The organism is Blastomonas sp. 34TW, from assembly GCF_059803595.1.
The window spans coordinates 196,628-220,366 of the sequence record NZ_JAPFGW010000004.1 but is presented as its reverse complement, the minus strand read 5'-3'; the positions used below and the strand labels follow the sequence as shown (position 1 = coordinate 220,366).

Here is a 23,739-nt window from a genome sequence, read left to right as displayed (position 1 = left end):
ATTTTGGGGCGTTTGCATGAAATCAGGGTTTGCATTGCCGGGCACCGTGGCTCGTCTTGCGGTCATTCTGTCAGCGATGGCTGGCGCGGGCATCGCCCAGGCCGAGACGCTGACCATAGACGCGCTCTACCCCGCGCGCGATCGTGACGCGGCGCAGGTGGGTTCATTGGTCGTCGAACGCTTTGGCGGGCGCGATGGCGGGGAACTGTCGTTCGCGATCGAAGGCGCGCTGAACGAGGTGATCGTCTACGGCCAGCCTTATTTCCGGGTGGTCGCCGAACGGTCGAGTGCTCCGGCCGATGCTGTGCTGTCCGGCATAGCCACCGCGCAGATGCAGAACCAGCCGGTCGAGGAAAGCCGCAAGGAATGCGTCGAGCGCGACGGTAACGACAAGTGCATCCGCGAGGAGCAGGTAAAGATCCGCTGCAATCGTCGGATCGTCTCGCTCAACCCCTCGCTGCGCATAGCGCGGATCGACGATGGCGCGATCGTCTATCAGCGCCAGATATTCAAGAGCGACCAGGTGGTGGTCTGCCCCGACCGCCAGGCCAATCGCAGCCTGCCCGATACGGTCTCGATGCTGGTTGAACAGGTCGCGGACGAAGTGAGGAGCGATATCGCCCCGGTATTCCGCAGCGATGCCATCCGCGTGCTGGAAGGCCGCAAGGGCCTCGACAAGGACCAGTCGAACCGGTTCAAGGATGCGCTCAAGGCAACCTTCCGGGACCCTGGTCAGGCATGTTCGATCTGGCAGGCGCTCGATACCGAGGTGCCGGGTCAGAGTTCGGTCGTGTTCAACCTCGCACTGTGCGCCGAGCAGCGCGGCGAACTAGATGAGGCCATGACGCGCTACCGCCAGGCGCAGACGCTGCTGCCACGCGAACCGGCGATCCGCGCGGCGTTCGACCGGATTGCGGCGCGTCAGGTGGCGGAAGGCGATTACAATGCCCGCGAGGCGCGACTGGGGGGAACGGGTTCATGACGATCAAGCTGTCCGACTATGAGAAAGGCTCCGGCTTTGATGGCGATTATGACGCGGCGTTGAAGGGGCTGCAGGAAAGGCTGTCGCACGCGCATGCCCGGCACATCGTCCATGGTCACCGCGCGATCATCGTCATGGAAGGCTGGGATGCGGCGGGCAAGGGCGGAATCATCAAGCGGATGACCGCCGAATGGGACCCGCGCTATTTCCAGGTCTGGCCGATCAGCGCGCCGACCCCGTACGAGAAGGACCGGCATTTCCTCTGGCGCTTCTGGCAGAAATTGCCCGGCAGCCGCGAAATCTCGGTCTTCGATCGCTCCTGGTACGGGCGCGTGCTGGTCGAACGGGTCGAGCAGTTCGCCAGCGAGCGCGAATGGAAGCGCGGCTATGACGAGATCAACGAGTTCGAGGCGCAACAGGTCGATGGCGGCACCGCGATCATCAAGATTTTCCTGCATGTGACGCAGGCAACGCAGGACAAGCGCCTCGCCGACCGGCTGTCCGTCCCCGAGAAGCGCTGGAAGGTGACGCACGACGATTTCCGCAATCGCGCCAAGCGGGCCGACTATCTCGACGCGATGCACGACATGTTCCGCCAGACCGACACGCGCTGGGCACCGTGGAAGGTGTTTGACGGCAACAGCAAGAAGGCCGCGCGCATCGCGGTGCTGACGCATATTGCCGAACGGCTCGAGGCCAGCGTGCCCAAATCGCTGCCCGATGCCGATCCCGAGCTGGTGGCGCTGGCGCGCGAGGCGTTTGGGTTTACATCCTAACCATGTGCCAGTGGCCTGCTGTTCCCATCACAAGCACTAGACTGTGGGCTGCGGCGCGATCGCGTTAAAAAGCCTTTGAAACTTCAGTCTAGGATCGCGTTCTGGCGACTCTGGCAGATATGTGCGTGCCCATCCGTATTCGTCCCCGATTTCTTCGGCCCCAAGGCTGAGAGGTACCGCCAACGCTTGGGCACTGGGCCTGTAGTCGCGCAACAGAACCCTGCCGCGCTTGTCGCGTATTTCGCTGAAAGTCGCCTCCATCCCGTCCGGCACCCTTTCCCACACCGTGCTGTCGGGATAGCTACTAAAGGGGGAGCTCCCAAGCCAATGCCCCGCGCGTAAAACAAACTCCTGATCCTTCGCTGCCGGGCCGGCCTGGAGACAATGGCCCGCCAGAACGCGCTCCCGCCAACGGGCAGCCGCCCGCGGATCGGTGAGCGTGTAAGGCGCATCATCGAGTTGCATTTCAGGCGAGCCTGGATCGCACTTGCCTTTCGGCCTGAGCCGATAGGTCATCGCGGCTCCAGACAAGGCGAATCTACCGTGTTTCAGCCGAACGAAACTGACCGGCCATCCGATTTCATTCACCGTAACGCTGGCTGCACCGCCATCGGAGAGCAACCAGATACAATTGGAGTCGCATGCAAGAACTTCCACACCGTTGACCTGCATCTTGCGATCCGTTGCCCAACTATTTCGCTCGGTCTCCAGCTTCACGTCGCCATACAGTTTGACCTTGCTCGGCGGCACAACATTGGAAAGATGGAATTTGGCCAGCCGCGCCTCTGCCGCCGATCGCGATGGCGCTACGATGATCCAGGATACGATGATCAATGCAGCAAGCCCCAGTCCGGCAGGAATACCGACCGCAGGCAGTGTGGCCAGCCCCTCGTTACGATAACCCCTGAGAAACAGCCGTGTAGTGAACCAGGGTACAGAGAAAATACCGATCCACAAGAACAGCGTGGGCGTCATCATCAGGAAAATTCCAGGGATGATCAGGAAAAAGAAGCCGATAAAAATAATGAAAGGCCATTTCATTGTGGCAAATGCCAGCATTGCAAACAGAACCAATGTGGGTCCGATTACCATAGATAAAGAGTGGGCGACGCGGTTCATGCTAATTCTATCTGCAATTTTGGACTATTTTACCTAATATGCCTTGTAAAATGGTTAACCGAAGGAAAACGTCGAGGGCTGTGCGGCACATCCGATTCGCTTTTATTTAACAACGCGACGTCGATTACCCCTTCATCTGATGGACTGGTTGTCCGCTCTTGAACAATGCGACGCATAGGCCTTGCATCGGCATCTCGCCGGACGACGTCATGCTTCTGCGCACAGCCGTGCGGAGTCCACATGCGAAGCGTGGTCGGGAACGATCAGCAGCGCGAGGCGCGCGAGCCGCAAACGCGCGGCTTCTTTCTCTCGCAGGCATCCGGTTTAGCCGAACAGCTCGCCCTGCGTGCCGTCTGCCGGGGCGCGGAAGTGCGATGCATCCAGTACCCATTTGTACTGGTTGAGCCCCGCGCGTTTGACCGCGAGGCGGAAGCGGGTGCGGATCAGGTCGGCCCAGGGGCCGGACCCGCGCATGCGCGAGCCGAAATCGGGATCGTTGTCGCGCCCGTTGCGCATCTGCTGGATAATCGTCATCACCTTGGCGGCGCGATCGGGGAAATGCGCGTCGAGCCAGGCGCGGAACAGTGGCGCGATCTCGTGCGGCAGGCGGACCGGGATGTAGGAAGCCGAGAGCGCGCCGGCCTCGGCCCCGGCGGTGACCAGCGCCTCGATCTCGTGATCGGTGATCGCCGGGATGACGGGCGAGACGTTGATGTGCGTGGGCACCCCCGCTTCGCTCAGCGCCCTGATCGCGGCGAGGCGTTTGCGCGGGGCGACGGCGCGCGGTTCGAGCGTGCGTGCCATGGCTCCGTCGAGCGTGGTGACCGACAGCGCAACCGCGACAAGATCGTGCCGCGCCATCTGGCCGAGCAGGTCGGTATCGGCAAGCACCCGGTCCGACTTCGTGGTAATCGACACCGGATTGCGCGCTTCCAGACAGACTTCGAGGATCGATCGGGTGATGCGATAGTCCGCCTCGATCGGCTGATACGGATCGGTATTGGTGCCGAGCGCGATGACCTTCGGCACATAACCCGGCTTGCGCAGCGTCGCGCGGAGCAGTTTTGCCGCATCGGGCTTGGCAAACAGGCGGCTTTCGAAATCGAGCCCCGGTGACAGATCGAGCCAGGCATGGGTGGGCCGGGCATAGCAATAGATGCAGCCATGCTCGCAGCCGCGATAGGCGTTGATCGACTGGTCGAACGGAAGATCGGGGGACGTGTTGCGCGAGATGATCGAGCGCGGGTGTTCGATCGTCACCGTGGTGCGCAGCGGGGCAGGGCTGTCGTCGATCGCGGCGCGCTGGTCGAGCCAGTCGCCATCGACCTCGCGCACCGGCAGGTTGAAGCGCGCCGACTCGCGGTTCAGCGGCGCGCCTCGGCCTTTGATTGGGGGCGGGTGGACGGACATGCGTCCAGATTAGAACATTTCAGGAACAAATGCCACCGCTTTGGTCATTCCCGCGAAAGCGGAAATCACGCTTATTCGTTGGCGGAGGCTGTAAGCGGGACCCCCGCCCGCGCGGGGGTGACGATGGATGGTGGCAGAGTGCTGGACTATTTCTCGCGCAGCCTTGGCATCAGCTCGATGAAATTGCAGGGCCGGTTGCGGCTGTCGAGCTGTTCGCTCAGGATGCCGTTCCACCCATCCTTGACCGCACCATTCGATCCGGGCAGCGCGAAGATATAGGTGCCGCGCGCGAGCACCGCGCAGGCGCGCGATTGCACGGTGCTGGTGCCGATTGTCTGATAGCTGAGCCAGCGGAACAGCTCGCCGAAGCCCGGAATGTCCTTGTCCTTCACCCGGTCGAGCGCCTCGGGCGTGATGTCGCGTCCGGTCAGCCCCGTGCCGCCAGTGGAGATGATCGCATCAATCTCGGGATCGTCGATCCAGTTGTTGAGCCGGACGACCAGCCGCTCGACATCGTCCTTCTCGATCGCGCGCGTGATCAGCTTGTGGCCCTTGCCGGTGATCAGCCCGGCCAGGATATCGCCCGATGTGTCGTCGGCAGCGGTGCGCGTGTCTGAAATGGTCAGCAGCGCGATGTTGATGGGCTTGAACGCCCGCGATTCGTCGATGGCCATCGTTCAGTTGTGCTGCACGGTATCCAGCCGGACAAGCTCGATTCCGCCGGCATGCGGAAAGCGCGGCCACATGCCCTGCGCAAGGCCCGTCGCGCTCTTGGAATTCACGCCCGCCTGCTTTTCGTACATCCAATAGTTGCGCAGGATGATGCCGACATAGGCGCGCGTTTCCCAATAGGGGATCGATTCGATGAACAGCAGCGGATCGCCATTGTCCCGCACCTTCTCGTTCCAGCGGCTGACCGGCAGCGGCCCGGCATTATAAGCGGCGATGATCTTGGGCAGCAGCCCCTGGGTCTCGGGCCGGGTGTTGAGGAATTCGAGATAGCGCTGGCCATATTCGAGATTCACCGCCGGCTGATAGAGCGCGCTGGTATCGAGCGACTGCCCGCGGGCGCGCGCCATGTCCTGCGCGGTGCCGGGTCGAACCTGCATCAGCCCGCGCGCATCGGCGGGGCTGCGCGCATCGCTGCGGAAGTTCGATTCCTGCAGGGTGTGCGCATAGACCAGCGCCGGATCGACGCGCCAGCCTTCCACCGGTACCCAGCGCGGCGAGGGGAAGCGTGCGAAGCTGTCCGGGCGGCTGCCCTGCGGTCCGTTCTGCGCGAGCCACATCTGTGTCTGCGGCATGGACAGATCGCGCGCGAGGCGCAGCAGGCAATCGTGCGCGCTATCGCCGGCAATCTGGGCTTCGTGGCGCAAGACCTGGTCGGCCAGGGTCGATTCGCCGATCTGCGTCAGCGCGATGGCACGGCGGACATTGGGTCGGTCCTTGAGCAGCTTCCAATCGTTGGAGCTGAAGTCGGGTGCACGCACCGAGCTGTCGGCAAGGCCCAGTTGCTCGGCCGCGAGCACGCCATAGAGCGTCTCGCCATATTGGCTGGCCGCACGCAGATTGGGCTGGACCAGATCGGGACGGCGGCAGCGGGTCGCGGCGCGCGAGGCCCAGTAATAGCCGGCGGCGCGCTGCTCCTCGTTCCAGGCATTGGCCGCAGCGCCTTCGAAGCCCTGCAGCGCAGCGGCGCAATTGCCCAGGCGCCATGCCGCGAGCCCTGCGGTCCAGTGCGCCTCGCCCAGCCACTCGCCCGAACCCAGCGTCGCGGCGCGCGCCATGTCGAGCGCTTCCTGATCGCGGTTCTCGAGATAATAGGACCAGGCAACACGCTGCTGCAGCTCGGTGCGGGCCTGGGGGCTGAGGAAATCGACCTGATCGGCCAGCGCTGCTGCGGCACCGGCGGGATCATCGGCAACGATGCGTTCCTGGATCGTCGCGGCCAGCGTAGGGGGCACCGTGCCGTCTGCGACGCTGCGCGGCTTGCCCCGCCGGGTCAGCCCGCCGAAATTCGCCATGCGCACCATCTGGGGGCGGTCGGGCAGGATCGTCGCACCGCGCTTGGTGGCAAGCGAGGCAAGACGCTCGGCATGCGGAAGGTCTGGCGCGGCGTTGAGCAAGCTGAGCAGCGGCCCCATTTCGACACGCGGCGAATTGGCGGCAAGGAACAGCTCGGCCCGCGCGATATCGTGCAGCACGCCCTTTTCGCGGCTGTCGAGCAGTTCGCTTGCCTTGGTCCAGTTCTGCCCCCGGATCGCGCCGAACACCTGCGAATAATAGTCGCGCTCGGACGAAGAGAGCAGATCGGGCACCTGCGTCTTGGCGACGCGACTGGAAAAATAGCTATAGGATGATTCTTCGGCCATGGCTGGCTGGCAGGAGATCAGGGCCGCACCCCCGGCGATGATCAGCGCTTTCTTCAGCAAGGTCTTACTCCACGAGCAGCTTCTGCCATTGCTGCCACGCCATGCTTTTCTCTTGCACGATGCGATGAAACATCAGGCTGAGCTTGCGCGTGACCACCGTTTTGACAGTTCGGTCACCATGGTTAAGAAAATGCAAATCGGTAAGCTTTTGCGACGGGTTGTGGCTGAGCAGCGCCCTGGCGGTGTCTTCGCCGGCAACCACCAGCATTTCCGGGGCTGCCAGCCCGATATGATGCCGGGCTATGCGAGTCCAGGTGCCAAGATGCGGCAGCGCCGCCTGGTTATCGAAAACGACCCGCGGGAACAGCGAGGCGCGGTAGACATCCTCCGGCGCAAAGCCGCACGCGCGCGCGATCATGTCGAGCAGCCGGCCCGACCGACCCGACAGCACCGTGTCCTGATCGTCACGCTCGGGCGCGCCGGTCAGGACCATCAGCCGTGCTCCCTGTCTTCCCGCGGGCGCAATATGGCGGCCGTCGCCGCCGTCGGCCGCGAGCGACCCGCTGCGCCATGCCGCAACAAAGGCATCGAGCGTCTCGGGCAGAACGAGTTCTGCGTGCGCCTTGGCAACGGGTGCGTCGGGCGCACGCGAGCCAGCCGCCGGCGCTTGCTGAGGCGCGGGGCGCGGTGTCGCCGCTGTACGCACTGGCGGCACATCATCGGCCAACCAGTCATTGGGCGTATCGGCAAAGTCCCAGTCCACGCCGGCCAGCTGCCACCAGTCGATCAGGCTTTGTGCCTCGCGCAGGGGATCGTTAACCGGTGTCAGCACGTTGATGCCCCAAAGCGGGTTGACTTGGGCGCTGCGGCGCTATTGGAGTGAACGGGAGAGGGCATGCCATCGCCTTATGGCACAGGCCCCATCCTGAGCAACGGGGAACACATGATGAGTGAACGCGAATCCATGCCATTTGACGTCGTGATTGTCGGCGCAGGCCCTGCTGGCCTTGCTGCGGCGATCCGGCTCAAACAATTGGCAGCGGAGAATAACGCCGAGATCGAGGTGTGCGTCATCGAGAAGGGCTCGGAAGTCGGTGCGCATATCCTGTCCGGCGCAGTGTTCGATCCGCGGGCTCTGGACGAGTTGATCCCCGACTGGCGCGAGCAGGATTGCCCGATGGCCGCCACCCCGGTGACCGAGAACCATCACTGGGTGCTGACCAAGTCGAAGAAAATGGCGATTCCGCATATCGCGACGCCTTCGTTCATGCACAACAAGGGCACCTATACTGGCAGCCTGGGCAATCTGTGCCGCTGGCTGGCGGAAAAGGCCGAAGAGCTGGAAGTCCAGATTTTTCCGGGCTTCGCTGCGGCCGAAATCCTCTATAACGAGGATGGATCGATCAAGGGCGTCGCAACCGGCGACATGGGCATCGGCAAGGATGGCGAGCACAAGCCCGACTATACGCCAGGCCTGGAACTGCATGCGCGCTACACCTTTTTTGCCGAAGGCGCGCGCGGCCATCTGACCAAGATCCTCAAGCGCCAGTTCGATCTGGAGGCTAATTGCGAGCCGCAGGTCTATGGCATCGGCCTCAAGGAATTGTGGGATATCGATCCTAAGAAGCACGTGCCGGGCCGGGTGATCCATACGCAGGGCTGGCCGCTCGACGATGCCTGGGGCGGTGGCTTCCTCTATCATCAGGCCAATGGTCAGGTGGCCTTGGGCTTCGTGGTCGCGCTGTCGTACCAGAACCCGCATCTCTCGCCGTTCCAGGAATTCCAGCGCTGGAAGACGCACCCGGAAATCCGCAAGATCCTCGAAGGCGGCAAGCGCGTGTCCTACGGCGCGCGCGCGATCAACGAGGGCGGCTGGCAGTCGGTGCCCAAGCTGGCTTTCCCGGGCGGCGCGCTGATCGGGTGCAGCGCGGGCTTCGTCAACGTGCCGCGCATCAAGGGCAGCCACACTGCGATGAAATCGGGCATGCTCGCTGCCGAAGCCGCATTCCGCGCGATCCAGGCCGACCGGACGTCGGACGAGCTGTCGGACTATCAGGAAAATCTCAACGCCAGCTGGATTGCCGAGGAACTGAAGAAGGTCCAGAATGTCGAGCCTTGCGTCGACAAGTTCGGCGGCACCATCGGCACGGTGCTGGGTGGTATCGACATGTGGATGCGCCAGCTGGGCATCGGCCTGCCGATCACGATGAAGCACGATCCCGACTACAAGCATATGGGCCGCGCCGATCTCTACCCGAAGATCGACTATCCCAAGCCCGATGGCGTCATCACGTTCGACCGGCTTTCCTCGGTGTTCCTGTCGAACACCAATCACGAAGAAGACCAGCCGGTCCACCTGCAGCTCAAGGATCCGAGCATCCCGGTCCAGGTCAACCTGCCATTGTATGACGAACCGGCGCAGCGGTACTGCCCGGCGGGCGTGTACGAGATTGTCGGGCAGGAAGAGGGCAATCCGCGCTTCCAGATCAACGCGCAGAACTGCGTCCATTGCAAGACCTGCGACATCAAGGAAATGAGCCAGAACATCAACTGGGTGGTGCCCGAAGGTGGCGGCGGCCCGAACTATCCGAACATGTGATCGACCGGAAACCTTCCCGGCTACGGGAGGCTTACAACCTGAAGGTCCCAAGTCCCGGTGCTGACCGAAACCGCCTATGCCAAGGTCAACCTTGCGCTGCACGTCCGGCGGCGGCGCGAGGATGGCTATCATGATCTTGAAAGCCTGTTCGCCTTTGTCGATCGCGGGGATGCGTTGAGCGCCGCGCCCCGGTCGGACGGTGCCCTGTCGCTGACGATAAGCGGGCCATTCGCGCATGGCCTCGATAGCGGCGATAACAATCTGGTGCTCCGCGCTGCTTCAGCACTTCGGCAAAGCGCGCCCTTCGGACAATTTGGAGCAGACCTTCATCTCACCAAGAACCTCCCCGTCGCCTCCGGGATCGGCGGAGGCTCAGCCGATGCCGCCGCCGCGCTGCGCCTGCTCAATCGCCTGTGGGGATGCGCCCTGACCGACCGCGAACTCTGCGCGATCGGCGAGACGTTCGGCTCCGATATCCCCGCCTGCGTGATCAGCCAGAGCCTGCGCGTCGAGGGCAGGGGCGAAGCACTGGCGCCGCTCAGCCTGCAGGGCCTCTCGGGCATGCCGATCCTGCTCGTCAATCCTGGCATTCCGCTCGGCACCGCGCCGGTGTTCCAGGGCTGGGATCAGGTCGATCGAGGCCCGCTCGATACGTCCAGTCTTGAGGCCGTCATTGCAGCCGGGCGCAATGACCTCGAAGGCCCCGCGCGTATGCTCGTACCCGAAATCGCAGACGTGCTCGAACGGCTGCGCTCGACGCCCGGCGTCACCTTGTCGCGCATGTCGGGCAGCGGCGCGACCTGCTTTGCACTGTTCGATTCGCCAGAAGCTTGCACTACAGCCGAACAGGCTCTGGCGGCCGATCAGCCGACCTGGTGGCTGATGTCAGGAATGCTGCGATGAACGGCTTTCAACCCTATGAAATCATTGCCTCGAAACCGGGATCGATGGGCGAGAACATCGTCATCATTGCCGACCATGCGAGCAACCATGTCCCCGAAGGCATCGACTTAGGCGTCGCGCCGGACGTCATGACGCAGCATGTTGCGATCGATATCGGCGTGGCCGAAGTCACCCGAGCGCTGTGCGAGCCGATCGGCTGCGGCGCGGTGCTGGCGCGCGTCTCGCGGCTTGTGATCGATTTCAACCGCGAGGAGGATGCGCCCGGCCTCATTCCGCTGACCAGCGACGGCATCGCCATTCCGGGCAATGCCGATGCCGATCCCGAAACGCGGCTCGCGGCCTATTACCGGCCCTATCATGACGCCGTGGCGGCCATGCTCGCCAGTGTGTCGAATCCCTTCATCCTGTCGCTGCACAGCTTCACCCCGCAGCTCGCCACGCGCCCTGAAGAGGCAAGGCCTTGGGATATAGGGATTTTGTACAATCGCGATGATCGCGCGGCGCGCATCGCCCTGCCGCTGCTGGCCGAGACAGGGCTCAATGTCGGCGACCAGCTGCCCTATGCCGGCACGCTGCTCAATGCGACAATGAACCGCCATGCCGAAGAACCGGGCAGGCCCTATCTGGGCGTGGAAATGCGGCAGGACCATGTTTCCGACCCAAATGGCGCGGCCCGAATGGCGGAGATATTGGCCCCTGTAGTCCTCGCATGCCGCAATAGACTTGCGTAGCGCGCCCGATTTTGGAAAGAGCCCGGCCAGAGAAAGGCCCGATCATGACACATAATTTCGACAAGTCGAAGCTCCCCAGCCGCCACGTCTCCGTGGGACCGGAGCGCGCGCCGCATCGCAGCTATTATTATGCCATGGGCCTGACCGAGGAAGAGATTGCGCGGCCTTTCGTCGCGGTCGCCAGTGCGGGCAACGACAGCGCGCCGTGCAATACCACGCTCGATGCCCAGGCCGATGCTTGCCGCGAAGGGGTGAACGCTGCAGGCGGCATGCCGCGCCGGTTCAACACCATCACGGTGACCGACGGTATCGCCATGGGCCATCAGGGCATGAAGGGCTCGCTGGTCAGCCGCGAGGTCATCGCCGATTCGGTCGAGCTGTCGGTGCGCGGCCATTGCTATGACGCGCTGGTCGGCTTTGCAGGGTGCGACAAGTCGCTGCCCGGCATGATGATGGCAATGCTGCGGCTCAACGTCCCTTCGATCTTCGTCTACGGCGGCTCGATCCTGCCCGGCCATTATGACGGCCGCGACGTGACGGTGAAGGACGTGTTCGAGATGGTCGGCCAGCATGCGGCGGGCAATTGTCCGCTCAAGGACCTGATCGCGCTCGAAAAGGTCGCGTGCCCGGGCCATGGGGCGTGCGGCGGCCAATATACCGCCAACACCATGGCGTGTGTCGGCGAAGCGATTGGCCTCTCGCTCCCCAACAGCAACATGATGCCCGCACCCTATGAGAGCCGCGCCGAAATCGCGGTCGCGGCGGGACGCCAGGTGATGGAACTGCTTGCACGCAACTTGAGGCCGCGTGACATCTGTACGCGTGAAGCCTTTGAAAATGCAGCGCGGGTTGTTGCTGCGACCGGCGGTTCTACGAATGCGGGGCTTCATCTTCCTGCCATGGCGAGCGAGGCAGGGATCGATTTCGACCTGTTCGACGTCGCCGAAATCTTCAAGACCACGCCTTATATCGCCGACCTGCAACCCGGCGGCCGCTATGTCGCGCGCGACATGTACGAGGCGGGCGGCGTCTACATGCTGATGAAGACGCTGCTGGAGAATGGCCTGCTGCACGACGATTGCATGACGGTCACCGGCAAGACGCTGGGCGAGAATATCGATCAGGTTACCTGGAACCCCGACCAGAAAGTCATCTACGACGTGAAGGCGCCGTTAAGCCCCACCGGAGGCGTCGTTGGCCTCAAGGGTTCGCTCGCGCCCGATGGCGCCATCGTCAAGGTGGCAGGCATGGCGCGGCTGCAATTCACTGGCCCCGCCCAGGTGTTCGATTGCGAGGAAGAGTGCTTCGCTGCGGTCGAGGCGCGCCAGATTCGCGAAGGATCGGTCATCGTCATCCGCTATGAAGGGCCCAAGGGCGGACCCGGCATGCGCGAGATGCTGTCGACCACCGCCGCGCTCTATGGGCAGGGCATGGGCGAGAGCGTTGCGCTGATCACCGATGGACGTTTTTCCGGCGCGACGCGCGGCTTCTGCATCGGCCATGTCGGACCCGAAGCGGCCGATTGCGGTCCGATTGCGCTGGTCGAGGATGGCGACATCATCTCGATCGACGCCGAAGCCGGCACGATCGACCTGCATGTCGACGAGGCCGTGCTGGCCGAGCGCCGCAAGGCGTGGCAGCCGCGCACCAACGACTATCAGGCGGGTGCCTTGTGGCGCTATGCCCAGAATGTGGGCCCGGCGAGCAAGGGTGCGGTAACGCATCCGGGAGCCAAGGCGGAACGCCATGTCTATGCGGATATCTGAGACGCTGGTCGTTTCCGCTGCACTGGCGATGCTGGCGGGATGCTCCGGGGAGACCAAACCTGATCCGCTGGCAGAGGCCGACGATAGCCGCGTCGCCTGCGCGCTCGGAAGCGATACCGAATTTGCCGAGAAATGCGATGTCGAGCGCGTGCAGAGCGGCGACAAGCGCGAGCTGGTGCTGCGGCACCCCGATGGCGGTTTCCGCAGGTTCGAGATCGTGACGGACGGTCGTGGCCTGATCGCGGCCGACGGTGCCGAGCAGGCGGTGGTGACGCCGCTCGCCGATGGCCGCATCCAGCTTTCGGTCGGCGATGACCGCTATCGCATCCCCGCGACGATCAAGCCTGGCGCAGGCGGTGGCTGATCGCGGATCAGCCGTGCTGACGGTCGCCGAGATGGTCGCGGCCGAACAGGCGATCTTCGACACCGGCGTCTCGGTCGATGCGCTGATGCAGCGTGCGGGCGAGGGCGCGGGCCAGATGATCTGGCGGATCGGCGGCACGGCGCCCACGCTCGTGCTGTGCGGTCCTGGAAATAACGGCGGCGATGGCTATGTAATCGCAGATTTTTTGTGCAGGAAAGGCGTGCCGGTAACCGTTGCCGCATTGTCCGGACCGCGCACCGACGCCGCGCGCAATGCGCGGGCGCGCTTTGGAGGCGAGGTCGTGAGGTTCGATGAAGCCGAACCCGCTGCGCAGGTCGTCGATTGCCTGTTCGGCAGCGGCCTGACGCGCCCGCTCGACGGCGCCGTCTGGCATCGCTTTGCGGAGTTGGTCGGCCAGGCGCGGCGCAGCTTTGCGATTGATCTGCCCAGCGGGGCGGATGCCGACCGCGCGGTCTGGCTCAACGAACCGCTGCGCTTCGACCATGTGCTGGCGCTGGGGGCTTGGAAATACGCCCATCTGCTCGAGCCGGTGGCGAGCGATTGCGGCGCGCTCAGCCTGATCGAGATCGGGGTCGATACCGAGGCGGCCAAGGTCCGCAGGATCGCCCGGCCCGCGATCGCCGCGCCCGATGCGCGTTCGCACAAGTACCGCCGCGGGCTGGTGGCGGTGCTGGTCGGCGAGATGCCCGGGGCTGCGCTGCTGGCGGCCCGCGCGGCGCAAGGGGCGGGGGCTGGCTATGTCAAGCTGATCGGGGCGGGCGATCCGCCGCCACAGCTTCCTGCCGATATCGTCTGGCAGCAGGCAGACGGCTCGGGCGCGGTTGCCGAGGCGCTGCAGGATCCCCGCATCGGCACGGTTGTTGTCGGGCCGGGCCTGGGGCGGGGCGATCAGGCGATTGCGCTTCTGGAAACTGCGCTGAGCTGTCCGCACCCGCTGATTATCGATGCCGATGCGCTGCACCTGCTGCCTGCGCAATTCCCGCAGATGACGGGGCGCGGCGCGCCGGTGCTGCTGACCCCACACCAGGGCGAGTTCGAGGCGCTGGAGGGTGTGACAGACAGCGATGCGATGAACAAGGTCGCTCGAACAGCCGCGCTTGCTGAAACGCTGGATGCATTCGTACTCTACAAGGGCGCAGATACCGTGATCGCTGCCCCCGATGGCCGCGCGGTGATTGCCGATCGGCGCTGTTCGTGGCTATCGGTCGCCGGCACGGGCGACGTGCTTGCCGGCTGCCTGGCGGCGCGGCTCGCGGGGCATGCCCAGCCGTTCGATGCCATGACCGAGGCAGCCTGGCTGCAGGACTTCGCTGCCCGGATCGTCGGACCGGCGTTCAGCGCGCTGGAGCTTGCCACGGCCCTGCGCCAAGCCCTGGAGGCCTGTCTTGAGCGATGACCTTATTGTCCGCATCGCGGCGCGCGGCGATGGCGTCACCGCTTCGGGCCTCCATGTCGCCGGGGCAGCCCCGGGGGACGCCCTTGCCAGCGATGGGAGCATCGTGCCCGGTCCGCATCATGCCGTGCCGCCATGCCCGCATTTCGGGACGTGCGGCGGGTGCCAGTTGCAGCATGTTGACGATACCGCGCTTGCCGATTTCGTCCGCGACCGTGTCACGGGGCCTCTCGCTGCCAAGCAGATCGTCGCGCGCGACGTTCGACCGGTGCACCTCTCGCCCCCGCGCAGCCGCAGGCGAGCCTCATTGCGCTATGTGCGCAAGGGCGGGCAGGTCACGCTGGGCTTTGCGGGCCAAGGCAGCCACGATCTGGTCGACATCCGCAGCTGCGAGATCGTGACGCCAAGACTGCATGACGTCATGATGGCCGTGCGCGGCCTGATCGCGAAATGGCCGGAATCGCGGATTTCCGGCAGTGTCGAGCTGACCGAGATCGACCAGGGCGTCGATGTGCTGATCTCCGGGCTGGCACCAAAAGCGCTGGCGGAGCACGAGCTGCTCTCCGGCTTTGCCGAGGCGCAGGGGCTGGCGCGGCTGTCGATCGACCAGGGCTTCGGACCCGAGACGCAGTACGAGCCCGTGCCGGCCACGATCAGCTTCGGCGATATCGCGGTGCGCTTTCCGCAGGCAAGCTTCCTTCAGGCGACGCGCGATGGCGAGGCGGCGCTGGCCGCTGCTGCGCGCGAGGCGCTCGATGGTTGCCGGATGGTCGCCGACCTGTTCGCCGGGCTCGGCAGTTTTGCCTTCCATCTGGTCGCGCCGGGCCGCCGCCTTTATGCCGCCGAGGCGTCGCGCGATGCCATCCTGGCGCTCAAGGCTGCTGCCGATGCGCGCCAGCTGCCATTATTCACCGAACATCGCGACCTGTTCCGCAATCCCGTCCAGCGCGACATGCTCGACCGGCTCGATGGGTTGGTACTCGATCCACCGCGCGCAGGGGCGGAGGAACAGGTGCGCGCCATCGCGGGATCGTCGATCAAGCGCGTCTGCTATGTCAGCTGCAACCCGGCGACCTTCGCGCGGGATGCCCGCATGCTGTGCGACGCCGGTTTCGTGCTCGATACCTTGTGGCCGGTGGGTCAGTTCCGCTGGTCGACGCATGTCGAGCTGGCCAGCCTGTTCGTCCGTCAGCCCTGAGCGCTCCATACGACGCCATCGCGCGGTCGGGTGTCAACGCGAAGCTCGAAGACGTCGGGGCGGGAATAGTGGCCGTCGGTATCAAGCGCGGCGAGATCCTGACCGATGCTGGCCATGTCCAGATCGGCAATCAGCGTCTCGGCTCCCGATCCTGCCTTGGCCAGCACCGTGGCATCGGGCGCAATGATCATGCTGCCGCCAAGCTGCAATTGCCCCTCGGGCATCGCCTCGATCAGCGCACGCGCGGCCTTGCGGGCCTCGGCGTCAAGGTGGCAGAGATCGAGGCCCAGCACCACATCGTCGCGGCTTTGCACGGTGCCCGCGGCCAGCACGAAACAACGGCCTTCAAAGGCATAGTGGCGCGAGGCAATGCCATAGGTCTCGCGCACCGTCGGCCAGGCGGCGATATGCACGGCCTCGCCCTGGTTGTGCATCGCCGCGCGTACAAGCGGCATCCAGTGTTCCCAGCAGATGAGGCTCCCGACTTGGCCGAACGGAGCGCCGTGGGTGCTGAGCGTCGAGCCATCGCCGCGTGCCCAGATCAGCCGTTCGCCATGGGTCGGCACGAGCTTTCGGTGGATCAGCGGCGGCTGGCCGGGGCGTAGCAGCAGCTGGCAGTTATAGAGGCTGGACCGCACGCGCTCGTGCGCGCCGATGCTGATCAGCGCGCCCGATCGATCGACCAGGTCCTGCACCGGAGCGAAACGCGGATCGCCGATGCGGATTGCCTCTTCCAGCAGCACGGCATGCAGCGCGCGCGTGCCCGGATGGTCCCAGAGCGCCGCGCCCGATGCCTCATCAAGCCAGAGCGGATAGCCGCCCAGAAAGGTCTCGCCAAAGGCTATGATTTGCGCGCCCTGATCGAGCGCGGGTTCGATCAGACCGGGCAGCGCGGCCAGGCCCTGAGTGACCGAGAGCGGGATCGGTGCGGCCTGGACGACCGCCGCACGGATGCGGCGCGGATCAGCCATGCAGGTGGAGGTCGAAGATCGGGATCGCGGCGTGGAAGATCAGCACCATCAGGCACAGGCTCGACGAGGCGAACAGCAGGAAGCGGATGGCGACGCGGTTGACCGTGGCCTGGACCAGGCTGTGCGCGATGCGCAAAGCGACATACAGCCATGCAACCGCGACGTTGATCCCTTCGCCATGGCCGATAATCGCCAGCACGATACACACTGCATAAAAGATTGTCGGTTCGTCGAGCAGGTGATTGTAATTATGGGCTTTCCACTGGACCGGCTGCGGCAGGACAGCATCGAGATCCTTGCCCGTGCCGCCCTTCAGATTGGCGACATCGATCTTGGCCTGCTGCATCGCCGGAATGCGGGTGACGTACATCCATGCCCACATGACCATGGTCCATGCGAGAAGGATGACGACGGGCTGCAAAATGGCCTGGGTCATAGGGGCAATCCTCTCAAAGCGTAGCGAGCAGCGCGCGGACCGCGAGCACGATCAGGCAGAAGGTCGAGGCGAGGAAAAGCAGGAAACGGGTCTGCACCTTGTTGACCGTGGCCTGCCAGATGCTGTGCACGATGCGGATCAGGGTGTAGCCCCAGGCGAGCGCGACATTGATGCCATCGGTGCCTGCGCCGGCGATCGCCGCGATCGCGATGGTGGCATAAAAGATGGTCGGCTGCTCCATCAGATGCGCGTAATTGTGTGATTTCCACGCGGCTTGGGGCGGCAGCATCGGATCGAGATCGCTGCCCCGTCCGCCCACGGCCTTGGAAATATCCACGCCCAGCTTCCTGGCGTTGGGAAGCCGCGCACCTGCCATCCAGAACAGCATGACGAGCGACCAGAGCACCAGCACGGCGGCTGGCGTCAGAACATTGGCAGACATGAAGCAGTTCCTCCCCCGCTTTACGGAGGAGGAAATTGCGGCAGCATTATTAGATTGTCAATCGCAACCGATCGGCGCGATCAGCGGTTGATGCTGACCACATTGTCGGCGCGCCAGTGCGGGCGCGCCTCGCCGGTGTACATCGACTGCATCGGCTCGTCGGCGACAGTGTAATGCTCGCTCGTGCCGAAGCCGTTGAAGCCGGTGCGCATCGCGGCGCCATAGGCACCGATCATGCCGATCTCGATATAGTCGCCGGCCTTGATGTCCGCAGGCAGCGGGAAGGGGCCAGCCATATAATCGATATCGTCGCAGGTCGGACCGAAAAAGCTGAAATCGGCATTGTCGTCGCTGCGCTGGGTGCCGAGATAGCGGACCGGGAAGCGCCAGCCGATATGCGCGGCATCGAACAGCGCGCCATAGGCGCCATCGTTGATATACAGTTCCTCGCCGCGGCGACGATCGACGCGCACGATGATCGAATTATACTCGGCGCACAGCGCGCGACCCGGCTCGCACCACAGTTCCGCCGAGTAGCTGATCGGCAGGCTTTCGAAGGTGCGTTCGATGATCGCGAAATAGTCTTCGAGCGGCGGGGGCTGCATGCCCGGATAGGCGGAGGGGAAGCCGCCACCTACATCGATGACGTCGACGGTGACCGAGGCGTCGACGATCGCCGCGCGGACCCGGTCGAGCGCCTGCACATATGCGTGCGGGCTCATTGCCTGGCTGCCGACATGGAAGCAGATGCCCAGGCTGTCCGCCGCCTGGCGGGTCGCCATCAGCAGTTCGCGTGCATCGATCAGTTCGGTGCCGAACTTGGATGCGAGGCTGAGCTCCGAATGCTCGGACGAGACGCGCAGGCGCACGCACAGCGTCAGATCGTCGGGCGCGCCAGTGGCGGCGACAATCTTGTCGAGCTCTTCGCGGCTGTCGAGCGAGAACACGCGCACGCCGTGCAGGTGATAGGCCTCGGCGATCGCTTCGGGGGTCTTGACCGGGTGCATGAAGCACAGGGTCGCATCCGGCAGCGTTGCCGCGACCAGCCGCACCTCGGCGATCGAGGCGACGTCATAATGCGTGATCCCCGCGTTCCACAGCACGCGCAGCAGATCGGGCGACGGATTCGCCTTGACCGCATAGAGCGACTTGCCAGGAAAGCGATCAACGAAGAAACGCGCCGCGCGGGTGGCCGCTTGCGGACGGTTCAGCGTAACCGGCTGTGCCGGGTTCAGAGCCTGAATCAGCTCCAGCGCATCAAGATATTCGTGCAACTCAAGGGACCCCCAAAAAAACAGTCAAACAACAAGGCTGCCTTGCGGTTATTGGAAGTCCCCCTGGGGCAGCGGACCGCCGAAATAGGGTCCGCAGCCCCCAGTGTAAAGAAAAAAATTGCTACCGAAATCCTAACCCAGCCGGTCGCGGAACGTCTCGTAACCGAACGAGGCGATCTCGCGCAGGCTGTCGTCATCGCTGTTCCACAGCCAGATAGATGGCAGTGGTACGCCATTGAAAGTATTGGTTTTTACCATCGAATAATGCGCCTGGTCGAGGAACGCGAAGCGCTGGCCCGGCTCGAGGGGGACGGGCAGGCCATAGTCGCCGATAATGTCTCCGGCGAGGCATGAGGGGCCGCCCAGCCGTATCGGCTCCGCGTCGGACCGTTCGCCCAGCATCGCCGGGCGATAGGGTGCCTCGATCACGTCGGGCATGTGGCAGGTGGCCGAGATGTCGGTGATTCCCACCTTCATGCCGTTGTCGAAAACATCGAGCAATTCGCCGACGAGGATGCCCGCATCGAGCGCGACCGCCTCGCCGGGTTCGAGATAGATGTCGCAACCGGTGCGCGCCTTGACCGCGATCAGGAACTCGACCAGCTCGTCGCGCTGGTAGTCGGCGCGCGTAATATGGTGCCCGCCACCAAAGTTCAGCCATTTCAGCTGGTTGAAATAAGGTTCGAGCAGCGGTTCTAGCTTGGCCCAGATCTGCTGCAGCGGCACCAGGTCTTGCTCGCACAGCGAGTGGAAATGGATTCCTGACACGCCTTCGAGATGCTCGGAGCGGAGCTGGTCGACCGGATGGCCCAGGCGGCTGTGCGGCTGGCTGGGGTCGTATTTCTCGGTCTCGCCGAGCGGCAGCGCGGGGTTGATGCGCAGGCCGATGTCGAAGCTCTGGCCCGCCGCGCGCGCCTCCTCGATCAGCGGGGCGAATCGCGCGATCTGGCCGGGGCTGTTGAAGATGACATGATCGGAGAGCTTGAGGATCTCGCGCAGGTCCTCGGCCTTGTAACCCGCGCAATAGGTCGCGATCTCGCCATGATAATGGTGCGAGGCGAGCTTCGCCTCCCACAGACCTGACGAGCAGGTGCCGTCGAGATAGTCGCTGACCACGTCGCCCAATTGCCAGAACGAGAACGCCTTGAGCGCAGCGAGCATCTTGATACCCGCCCGGTCGCGCACATCAGCAAGCACCGCCAGATTGCGCCGCACCGCCGCCTCATCCACCACAAAGGCGGGCGAGGGCACGCGGTTCAGGTCGAAATGCCAAAAGGCTCCGGGATCGCCGGCCTTGGTTTCCATTGAATATCTCCCCCTCTCCCCTTGAGGGGAGAGGGCCGGGGAGAGGGGAACACGCTCTCCAGGTGGTCAGACGATCGGGAGGCCGCATGCCCCCCTCCCAACCCTCCCCCCTGAAGGGGAGAGGGCATTAAGGTGCATCAAAACGCCAACGGCGCGCCCAGTTCCTTGACCTGCCAGGGCAGGCCGTGCTGGTTGAGCATGTCCATGAACGGATCGGGATCGAACTGTTCCATGTTGAACACGCCTTCGCCCTTCCACGCGCCGGTGAGGATCATCGCTGCGCCGATCATCGCGGGGACGCCGGTGGTATAGCTCACCGCCTGGTTGCCGGTTTCGGCATAGGCGTCCTCGTGGTCGCAGATATTGTAGACATAGACCGTCTTCTGCTCGCCGTCCTTCACGCCGGTGGCGATGTCGCCGATATTGGTCTTGCCCTTGGTCGTCTCGCCCAGCGAAGCGGGTTCGGGCAGCACGGCTTTCAGGAACTGCAACGGGATGATCTCGCGGCCTTCGTACATCACCGGGTCGATCCGGGTCATGCCGACATTCTGCAGCACTTCCAGATGCTTGAGATAGGCATCTCCAAAGGTCATCCAGAAGCGGATGCGCTTGATCTCGGGATAGTGCTTGGCGAGCGATTCCAGTTCCTCATGGTACATGAGGTACATGTTCTTTTCACCCACGCCTTCGAAATCGAAAACCTGCTTGTGGCTGAGCGCCGGGCCTTCGACCCATTCGCCATCCGCCCAGTGGCGCGACGGCGCGGTCACTTCGCGGATGTTGATCTCGGGATTGAAATTGGTGGCGAAATGCTGGCCATGGTCGCCGCCATTGCAGTCGAGAATATCGAGCGTGTCGATCCGGTCGAGCAGATGCTTCTTGATATAGCTCGCGAACACGCTAGTGACCCCGGGGTCGAAGCCGGAACCGAGCAGCGCCATCAGGCCAGCATCCTTGAAGCGGTCGTGATACGCCCATTGCCAGCCATATTCGAACTTCGCCTCGTCGCGCGGTTCGTAATTGGCAGTGTCCATATAGTGCACGCCGGTCTTCAGGCACGCATCCATGATGGCAAGGTCCTGATAGGGCAGGGCGAGATTGCAGACCAGATCAGGCTTCACCTTCTCGATCAGCGCTGCGGTCGCCTCGACATCGTCGGCATCCACCTCGGCCGTCGCGATCTTCACGCCGGTGCGCTTCAGCACCGATTCGGCGATCGCGTCGCATTTGGCGATGCGGCGGCTCGCCAGCGTGATCTCGCTGAAAATGCCGGTGTTCATCGCCATCTTGTGCACCGCGACCGAACCTACGCCGCCCGCACCGATCACCAGAATCTTGCCCAAAGTCCGTTTTCCCTTATTGCTGGAATTGCTGTCAGCGGGTGCATATAGAGGCTCTGCATGACAGAACCAAGTGATCCCCTATCCCCGGACCGCAAACCGAGCCGCGAAGGCATCGAGCGCGCCGCGAAGAAGATTTCCGCGATCCTGCCGCCGACGCCTCTGATGCCGTTGAAGCATGAGGGAATGACCCTCTGGTGCAAGGCCGAATGCCTGCAGCCAATCGGCGCGTTCAAGATTCGCGGCGCTTGGCATCGTCTGTCCGACCTCAGCGAAGACGAGCGCGCGCGCGGCGTTGTCGCCTTTTCCAGCGGCAACCATGCGCAGGGTGTCGCCTGGGCAGCCAAGCGACTTGGGATCAGGGCGACGATCGTCATGCCTGCCGATGCCCCTTCGCGGAAGATCGAATCGACCCGGGGCTATGGCGCCGAAGTCATCACCTATGACCGGCGCGCCGAGGATCGCGTCGCCATTGCCAATCGCATCGCCAGCGAAACCGGCGCGGTCGTGGTGCCCAGCTTTGACGATCCGTGGATTATCGAAGGGCAGGGCAGTACCGGGCTGGAAGCGCTGGTGCAGATCATTGCGCAGGCAGGGATCAATCCGCACCGCGTCGTCTCGTGCTGCGGCGGCGGCGGCCTTTCCGCCGGGATTGCGCTCGCCATGCCCGGCGCGAAGATGACGATCGTGGAGCCCGATGGCTGGGACGATATGGGCCAGTCTTTGCGCAAGGGAAAGATCGTGCCTGTGCCCGCCGATGCCCCGAACACGGTGTGCGATGCGCTGCAGACTCCGGTGGTCTCGCCGCTGACCTTCGAGATATTGAAGGAACGCAAGGCCGAGGCGGTGAGCGTTTCGGACGAAGAGGTGTTCCGCGCGATGCGCCATGCGCATGAGCGGCTGCGGCTGGTGCTCGAGCCGGGCGGCGCGGTGGCACTCGCAGCGGTACTCGCCGGCAAGGTCGAGGTCGACGATCGCACGCTGATCATCCTGTCGGGCGGCAATGTCGATCCGGCGCTCTTTTCGCGGGCCTTGGCCTCGTGAGCGCGCATTGACCCCCGCCAGCCTCGAACGCCGCGCCGATCTGCAGGCCGCGCTGCTGCGGGTGGCGCAGCAGGACCGTGACGCACTGCGCACGGTCTATGCGATGACGTCGGCGAAACTGCACGGCGTTTGCCTCCGTATCTGCATCGACAGGGGCGCGGCGGAGGACGTATTGCAGAACGTGTATCTGAAGGTGTGGCAGCGTGCCGGGTCGTTCGATCCGGCCAAGGCGAGCGCGATCGCCTGGCTGTGCGCCATCGCACGGAACGCCGCGATCGACTGGCGTAGAAGCCAGCGTTATGAGGACCCGCTGCCTGCCGATCTCGCCGAGACATTGGTCGACGACGATGCCGATCCCTCGGCGGCGCTGTCGCAGGACAGCGAGCGCGCGCAGATCTTCCGCTGTCTGGGCGAGCTGGAACCGGCGCGGGCCAGCGCGATCAAGGCGGGATTTTATCAGGGCCTCAGCTATCCAGAGATTGCCGAGGCGATGGACAAGCCGGTGGGCACCGTGAAAAGCTGGATTCGCCGGGGATTGATGCAGTTGAAGGAGTGCCTGTCGCGTGAGCAGTGATGCCATGCCCGACCGGTCTGCCATGGCCGCCGAACTCGCTCTGGGCCTGCTCGAAGGCGCCGAGCGGGCCGAAGCCCTGCGCCTGATGCTCGCTGATCCCGATTTTGCTGCCGAGGTCGAGGCCTGGCGCGCGCGGCTTGCTCCGCTTTACGATGGTTTTGCCGAGGTGCCTCCGCCTGATGGGCTGATGGAGCGGATCGACAGCCTGATCGATGCTGAGCAGGCGGCGGAACGACCCGCGCCTATGGTGGCTGCGCTTCCGGTCAGGACGGGCGGCAACGGCTGGAAGATGGCGACCTTCGCCGTCTCCGCTGTCGCAGCGGTTCTGGCGCTGGCCCTGGTGCTGCCTGGCCCTGCGGTCAAGCAGACGCCGCCTGCCAATCCCGACATGGCGGTGGCGCAGCTCACCGGCCCGATCGAGGGGCTGCTGCTCACCGCGCGCTATGACAGCCGCACGTCGGAAATGCTGGTGCGCGTCGAGGGCATGCCGGTCACCGATACCGAGCCCGAGCTGTGGATCGTGCCTGCGGACGGTCAGCCGCGCCGTCTGGGCCGCCTGATGCGCGGCGGCGTCACGCGCATCGAGATCCCCGAAGGGCACCGCAAGTTCATCGATCCGTTGAGCAACCTTATCCTGACGATGGAGCCCAAGGTGTTGCCCGATCCGGACAAGCCCAGCGCACCAACGGTGGCGCAGGGGCGCCTGCAGCGGATCTGAT

General features: G+C 64.2%; 23 protein-coding genes. 12 read left to right on the top strand and 11 right to left on the bottom strand.

Features of this window, described 5'->3' with window-relative positions:
- The first annotated feature begins 46 nt into the window (after positions 1-46).
- Both OPU69_RS07630 and OPU69_RS07625 read left to right on the top strand, forming a co-directional pair.
- Positions 47-982: a tetratricopeptide repeat protein gene (locus OPU69_RS07630; RefSeq protein WP_498510148.1), complete on the top strand. Its 936-nt coding sequence runs from the start codon at positions 47-49 to the stop codon at positions 980-982.
- Positions 979-1,758, top strand: coding sequence for a polyphosphate kinase 2 family protein (locus OPU69_RS07625; RefSeq protein ID WP_498510146.1), 780 nt, complete (start codon positions 979-981; stop codon positions 1,756-1,758). Before OPU69_RS07630 ends, OPU69_RS07625 begins: the two co-directional genes overlap by 4 nt.
- A gap of 36 nt (positions 1,759-1,794) precedes the next feature.
- On the opposite strand, the gene OPU69_RS07620 is transcribed toward OPU69_RS07625, so the two are convergent.
- The 5 genes from OPU69_RS07620 to OPU69_RS07600 all read right to left on the bottom strand — a co-directional run bounded on the left by OPU69_RS07620 (position 1,795) and on the right by OPU69_RS07600 (position 7,491).
- Positions 1,795-2,877 (bottom strand): hypothetical protein, encoded by a 1,083-nt coding sequence (locus tag OPU69_RS07620; protein ID WP_498510144.1) that lies wholly within the window; start codon positions 2,875-2,877, stop codon positions 1,795-1,797.
- A 324-nt stretch (positions 2,878-3,201) separates the two neighbouring features.
- Entirely contained in the window at positions 3,202-4,287 is a 1,086-nt protein-coding gene (locus tag OPU69_RS07615) for a PA0069 family radical SAM protein (protein ID WP_498510142.1), read from the bottom strand.
- Between the two features lie 146 nt (positions 4,288-4,433).
- A complete protein-coding gene (moaB, locus tag OPU69_RS07610) occupies positions 4,434-4,961 on the bottom strand; it encodes a molybdenum cofactor biosynthesis protein B (protein ID WP_060979579.1) in 528 nt (175 codons plus the stop codon).
- Positions 4,962-4,964: 3 nt separating this feature from the next.
- Positions 4,965-6,719 (bottom strand): lytic transglycosylase domain-containing protein, encoded by a 1,755-nt coding sequence (locus tag OPU69_RS07605; RefSeq protein WP_498510140.1) that lies wholly within the window; start codon positions 6,717-6,719, stop codon positions 4,965-4,967.
- Between the two features lie 4 nt (positions 6,720-6,723).
- Positions 6,724-7,491: a uracil-DNA glycosylase family protein gene (locus OPU69_RS07600; protein WP_498510138.1), complete on the bottom strand. Its 768-nt coding sequence runs from the start codon at positions 7,489-7,491 to the stop codon at positions 6,724-6,726.
- A gap of 114 nt (positions 7,492-7,605) precedes the next feature.
- Between OPU69_RS07600 and OPU69_RS07595 the strand changes: the two genes are divergently transcribed.
- The 7 genes from OPU69_RS07595 to OPU69_RS07565 are packed head-to-tail and all read left to right on the top strand — an operon-like array spanning position 7,606 to position 15,634.
- Positions 7,606-9,258 carry an electron transfer flavoprotein-ubiquinone oxidoreductase gene (locus OPU69_RS07595; RefSeq protein WP_498510214.1) on the top strand — a complete coding sequence of 551 codons (1,653 nt, stop codon included), beginning with the start codon at positions 7,606-7,608 and terminating at the stop codon, positions 9,256-9,258.
- 57 nt (positions 9,259-9,315) lie between these two features.
- On the top strand, positions 9,316-10,161 hold the full coding sequence (locus OPU69_RS07590) for a 4-(cytidine 5'-diphospho)-2-C-methyl-D-erythritol kinase (protein WP_498510136.1): 846 nt from the start codon (positions 9,316-9,318) through the stop codon (positions 10,159-10,161).
- A complete protein-coding gene (locus tag OPU69_RS07585; protein ID WP_081096915.1) occupies positions 10,158-10,892 on the top strand; it encodes an N-formylglutamate amidohydrolase in 735 nt (244 codons plus the stop codon). The genes OPU69_RS07590 and OPU69_RS07585 overlap by 4 nt, the downstream gene beginning before the upstream one ends.
- 44 nt (positions 10,893-10,936) lie before the next feature.
- Positions 10,937-12,658 (top strand): dihydroxy-acid dehydratase, encoded by a 1,722-nt coding sequence (gene ilvD, locus OPU69_RS07580; protein ID WP_498510134.1) that lies wholly within the window; start codon positions 10,937-10,939, stop codon positions 12,656-12,658.
- On the top strand, positions 12,639-13,022 hold the full coding sequence (locus OPU69_RS07575; protein WP_067512434.1) for a hypothetical protein: 384 nt from the start codon (positions 12,639-12,641) through the stop codon (positions 13,020-13,022). Before ilvD ends, OPU69_RS07575 begins: the two co-directional genes overlap by 20 nt.
- Positions 13,015-14,439 carry an NAD(P)H-hydrate dehydratase gene (locus OPU69_RS07570; protein WP_498510132.1) on the top strand — a complete coding sequence of 475 codons (1,425 nt, stop codon included), beginning with the start codon at positions 13,015-13,017 and terminating at the stop codon, positions 14,437-14,439. Before OPU69_RS07575 ends, OPU69_RS07570 begins: the two co-directional genes overlap by 8 nt.
- Complete coding sequence (locus OPU69_RS07565) at positions 14,429-15,634, top strand: class I SAM-dependent RNA methyltransferase (RefSeq protein ID WP_498510130.1); 1,206 nt, start codon at positions 14,429-14,431, stop codon at positions 15,632-15,634. Before OPU69_RS07570 ends, OPU69_RS07565 begins: the two co-directional genes overlap by 11 nt.
- On the opposite strand, the gene OPU69_RS07560 is transcribed toward OPU69_RS07565, so the two are convergent.
- From OPU69_RS07560 to OPU69_RS07535, 6 genes are all read right to left on the bottom strand, one after another.
- Positions 15,625-16,605, bottom strand: a complete 981-nt coding sequence (locus tag OPU69_RS07560; RefSeq protein WP_498510128.1) for a carbon-nitrogen hydrolase family protein — start codon at positions 16,603-16,605, stop codon at positions 15,625-15,627. The genes OPU69_RS07565 and OPU69_RS07560 overlap by 10 nt on opposite strands.
- Complete coding sequence (locus tag OPU69_RS07555; protein WP_498510126.1) at positions 16,598-17,041, bottom strand: MAPEG family protein; 444 nt, start codon at positions 17,039-17,041, stop codon at positions 16,598-16,600. Before OPU69_RS07555 ends, OPU69_RS07560 begins: the two co-directional genes overlap by 8 nt.
- Before the next feature lie 13 nt (positions 17,042-17,054).
- Positions 17,055-17,483 (bottom strand): MAPEG family protein, encoded by a 429-nt coding sequence (locus tag OPU69_RS07550; RefSeq protein ID WP_498510124.1) that lies wholly within the window; start codon positions 17,481-17,483, stop codon positions 17,055-17,057.
- A gap of 80 nt (positions 17,484-17,563) precedes the next feature.
- On the bottom strand, positions 17,564-18,757 hold the full coding sequence (locus OPU69_RS07545) for a type III PLP-dependent enzyme (protein ID WP_060979569.1): 1,194 nt from the start codon (positions 18,755-18,757) through the stop codon (positions 17,564-17,566).
- Between the two features lie 132 nt (positions 18,758-18,889).
- Entirely contained in the window at positions 18,890-20,062 is a 1,173-nt protein-coding gene (locus OPU69_RS07540) for a carboxynorspermidine decarboxylase (RefSeq protein ID WP_498510122.1), read from the bottom strand.
- Positions 20,063-20,199: 137 nt separating this feature from the next.
- Positions 20,200-21,405, bottom strand: coding sequence for a saccharopine dehydrogenase family protein (locus OPU69_RS07535; RefSeq protein WP_060979163.1), 1,206 nt, complete (start codon positions 21,403-21,405; stop codon positions 20,200-20,202).
- A gap of 57 nt (positions 21,406-21,462) precedes the next feature.
- Between OPU69_RS07535 and OPU69_RS07530 the strand changes: the two genes are divergently transcribed.
- Genes OPU69_RS07530 through OPU69_RS07520 form a run of 3 tightly spaced genes read left to right on the top strand, consistent with a single transcriptional unit; the run spans position 21,463 to position 23,738 of the window.
- Positions 21,463-22,446, top strand: coding sequence for a threonine ammonia-lyase (locus OPU69_RS07530; RefSeq protein ID WP_498510119.1), 984 nt, complete (start codon positions 21,463-21,465; stop codon positions 22,444-22,446).
- A gap of 7 nt (positions 22,447-22,453) precedes the next feature.
- Complete coding sequence (locus tag OPU69_RS07525) at positions 22,454-23,020, top strand: sigma-70 family RNA polymerase sigma factor (protein ID WP_060979161.1); 567 nt, start codon at positions 22,454-22,456, stop codon at positions 23,018-23,020.
- Entirely contained in the window at positions 23,010-23,738 is a 729-nt protein-coding gene (locus OPU69_RS07520) for an anti-sigma factor (protein ID WP_498510117.1), read from the top strand. Before OPU69_RS07525 ends, OPU69_RS07520 begins: the two co-directional genes overlap by 11 nt.
- Position 23,739 lies beyond the last annotated feature (1 nt).